Raw genomic sequence first — 2,502 nt, forward strand, 5'->3', positions numbered from 1 at the left:
CCGACGAGATGCGTCTAAGCGGCGTCGGCAAGACTATCCGAAGCCTCAGCCTTGATGAGCTACCGCAGCTTTTTAACGTGCTAAAAGGCGATATGAGCTTCATCGGGCCGCGTCCGCTTCTAGTTGAGTATCTGCCTCTTTACGACGCCGAGCAGGCAACCCGCCACGACGTGAGACCCGGCATCACGGGGCTAGCGCAGATAAACGGCCGCAACGCGATCAGCTGGGCGGAGAAGTTTAAATTTGACGCGAGATACGTCCGCGAGCTTAGCTTTGCGCTGGACGTGAAAATCGCGATTTTAACCGTACAAAAGGTCTTAAAACGAAGCGGCGTGAGCAAAGAGGGTATGGCTACGACGGAGAAATTTAATGGCCGTAACTAAAATTTATATTTACGGCTTTAGCGGACACGGAGCGGTCGTCGCTGACGTGGCTAGGGCGTGCGGATACGGCGAGGTCGTGTTTTTGGATGACTCCAAATTTGACGGTAAAAACGTGCTCAAATTTGACCCGAGCCTCGAAAAAGCGGACGTGATTGTGGCTATCGGAGATAATAAAATCAGACGCATCCTGCAAGAAAGAGTAAAAAACGCCGGCTTTTGCGTAGTAAATTTAATCCATCCAAGCGCGGTAGTAAGTAGTAGCGCAAAAATAGGCGAGGGCGCGGTCGTGATGCCAAATGCCGTCATAAACGCGCGCTCTGTAATAGGCGAGGGCGCGATAATAAACACTGGCGCGATCATCGAGCATGACTGCGAGATCGGAGATTTTGCCCATGTTAGCCCAAACGCGGCGCTAGCAGGCGGCGTGATAGTGGGGCAAAACACCCACGTAGGAATAGGATCTTGCGTAGTGCAGTGCATAAAAATCGGCGCAGACTGCGTCATCGGAGCGGGCAGCGTCGTAGTAAGAGATATCGCAGGCGGTAGCGTCGCTTACGGTAATCCCGCTAAAGTTAGGCGAAATTTGGACTAAATTTTACTCACCTAGCTCTTTGCATTTTTGTATTTGTGAAGACATGCTTGGACTTTGCCAGTCGGTATATTTTGATATCTTATTCCTTAAACTAAGAGTCATGCTTGACTGGCTTTTGCTCATTATCACTTCAAGTTCTTCATCCGAGAATTTATCTGCAACATAAGAATATATGCACTTGCAAACTGCTCTAGCATTCGGTATTTGTGCTGTATAGAGGCATCCTTGCGTCATCTCTTCTGTAAAATTTTGTCTTATATCGCTACAACCCAAAGAATAAAGAGATATAAGCAGTGCAGAACTTAATTTTATTGCACTTCTTGTTTGCATTGATATGCCTCGTTTTCATCTATAAAGTCACTTAGGCTGTAATGTAGCCCTTTTTGTTTTATGTAAGCGGCAGTCTTTAAATCTATTCTCTGCATTGCTTTTTTTACGATACATTTGCAAAAGCCATCATGATTAAAGTTTTTTTCTTCGTTAATTTCGCGTGTAATAGATTTGCACGCTTGCGAAATTTCCTTCTCCATTTTAGCTTTATCGCTAAAAAATACAACGTAAATTCCAAAACATATACTTAAAATGACAGCTAATGTTGCCATCATTGCTGTGTTTTCTTTCATAATACGGCCTTTGATAAACAATTAATTTCATCTTGCTGCAAGATGTTCTTTTCTAAAAATATCGTCCTAATAATAGGCTTTATATCATCTGTGTCTTTTGATAAAAGCTCTTTAATTTGTTGCTTACTCAGTGTTTTTACATTTTTATTGGCTAAACAATTACAGGCTCGCTTAAAGGCAGGGAGCTTATTGTGTTCTAGCATACAAAGTTTGTAAAATTCGTCCTGAATAGTGCTTTCTTTGTTTGAACACTCAAAAACAATCAAAGAAAGAAATATGCAAAAAATAGTTTTATTTACCAAAAACAGCCCTTATAATTTCGTATTCGGAAAATAAATCTGTCTGTAAAACAAAATTAATAATATTGCCAAGCAGAATAAGCGGCCAAGCTATCGCACCAGCCCATATGTACATAGTATTATTGTAAAGCTCATCTGGTATTATAAATTGCCTATACAAACCATAGAGTATAACAATTATCGTATATGTTGGAGTCCACCAGCCTACTTTTGCATTTTCATCTTGCATTTTTCTTCCTTTGGTAATTGTTTAAAATACAAATTGAATTATAAAACTATTATTCTTAAACAGCATTGAAATATTCAATTAAAAATTATAAAAACATAAAATAATTCAATTGTTTTCTTATCAGAATAAAATTTATAAAATCACTCGAAAAAAGGAGTGTAAAGTGGCTAAGATGACAAAACGTGATATGGCTTATCATTTGGATGGGATGGATTTGCTTTTACCACTAAAACAAGCAACCTTAGAAAAAACATTTGGTCAAAAGCTTTGGTTAGTGCCACCAAGTGAGCCAAGAGATAGTACCCAGTTACATTATGGTATCCAGTGGTCAACTGGCAGTGACCATCTTTTTTGGAATGAATACTATGCCTACATT

6 protein-coding genes and 1 pseudogene are annotated in these 2,502 nt (G+C 40.2%); 3 read left to right on the forward strand and 4 right to left on the reverse strand.

The window, feature by feature from the left end; genetic code table 11:
• Together pglC and pglD are read left to right on the forward strand one after the other, a co-directional pair.
• Window positions 1-383 (forward strand): annotated as a pseudogene (pglC, locus tag Q0200_RS11390) (undecaprenyl phosphate N,N'-diacetylbacillosamine 1-phosphate transferase); the annotation flags it as partial.
• Window positions 370-975 carry a UDP-N-acetylbacillosamine N-acetyltransferase gene (pglD, locus tag Q0200_RS11395; protein WP_297941228.1) on the forward strand — a complete coding sequence of 202 codons (606 nt, stop codon included), beginning with the start codon at window positions 370-372 and terminating at the stop codon, window positions 973-975. The pseudogene pglC and the gene pglD, both read left to right, overlap by 14 nt.
• Before the next feature lie 3 nt (window positions 976-978).
• Here pglD and Q0200_RS11400 read toward each other — a convergent pair whose 3' ends face one another.
• Genes Q0200_RS11400 through Q0200_RS11415 form a run of 4 tightly spaced genes read right to left on the reverse strand, consistent with a single transcriptional unit; the run spans window position 979 to window position 2,126 of the window.
• A complete protein-coding gene (locus Q0200_RS11400) occupies window positions 979-1,305 on the reverse strand; it encodes a hypothetical protein (RefSeq protein WP_297941229.1) in 327 nt (108 codons plus the stop codon).
• The gene (locus Q0200_RS11405) at window positions 1,284-1,598 is read right to left on the reverse strand and encodes a hypothetical protein (RefSeq protein WP_297941230.1); all 315 of its coding nucleotides are present in this window, start codon (window positions 1,596-1,598) and stop codon (window positions 1,284-1,286) included. The genes Q0200_RS11400 and Q0200_RS11405 overlap by 22 nt, the downstream gene beginning before the upstream one ends.
• Entirely contained in the window at window positions 1,595-1,900 is a 306-nt protein-coding gene (locus tag Q0200_RS11410) for a hypothetical protein (RefSeq protein ID WP_297941231.1), read from the reverse strand. The genes Q0200_RS11405 and Q0200_RS11410 overlap by 4 nt, the downstream gene beginning before the upstream one ends.
• The gene (locus Q0200_RS11415; RefSeq protein WP_297941232.1) at window positions 1,890-2,126 is read right to left on the reverse strand and encodes a hypothetical protein; all 237 of its coding nucleotides are present in this window, start codon (window positions 2,124-2,126) and stop codon (window positions 1,890-1,892) included. The genes Q0200_RS11410 and Q0200_RS11415 overlap by 11 nt, the downstream gene beginning before the upstream one ends.
• A 163-nt stretch (window positions 2,127-2,289) precedes the next feature.
• Here Q0200_RS11415 and Q0200_RS11420 point away from each other — a divergent pair.
• On the forward strand, window positions 2,290-2,502 hold a 213-nt coding region (locus tag Q0200_RS11420), incomplete at its 3' end, for a hypothetical protein (protein ID WP_297941233.1).

The organism is uncultured Campylobacter sp. (assembly GCF_938045225.1).
Lineage (GTDB): Bacteria > Campylobacterota > Campylobacteria > Campylobacterales > Campylobacteraceae > Campylobacter_A.